The sequence below is a fragment of the Arthrobacter sp. E3 genome (assembly GCF_017353415.1).
Lineage (GTDB): Bacteria > Actinomycetota > Actinomycetes > Actinomycetales > Micrococcaceae > Specibacter.
Map to the genome: position 1 here is coordinate 1 of NZ_JAFMPX010000139.1, position 255 is coordinate 255.

Below are 255 nucleotides of genomic sequence, written 5' to 3' on the forward strand. Positions count from 1 at the left end.
GCTCTTTCCCCACGAACCCCAAAAGATTCGTTGTACTCAAGCCAGGTCGCCAGATATCGATCATCGACTATTTTATTGATATTCCACCCTTGAGCAACTCGCCCAGAAACATGCGTCCTGGCAACGAATCTTTACTCCTCACACCACCAAGTGATCACCATGCGGTGATTGTTGTGGTGTTTGGTGCTCCTTAGAAAGGAGGTGATCCAGCCGCACCTTCCGGTACGGCTACCTTGTTACGACTTAGTCCCAATC

Annotated in this window: 1 protein-coding gene and 1 rRNA gene; one reads left to right on the forward strand and one right to left on the reverse strand. The window is 49.8% G+C overall.

All coding sequences use genetic code 11. From position 1 onward, the window contains the following. A partial coding sequence (locus JMA46_RS16965; RefSeq protein ID WP_207346508.1) for a hypothetical protein occupies positions 1–194 on the forward strand: 194 nt, incomplete at its 5' end. On the opposite strand, the gene JMA46_RS16970 is transcribed toward JMA46_RS16965, so the two are convergent. Next, a 16S ribosomal RNA gene (locus JMA46_RS16970) occupies positions 195–255 on the reverse strand; the annotation flags it as partial.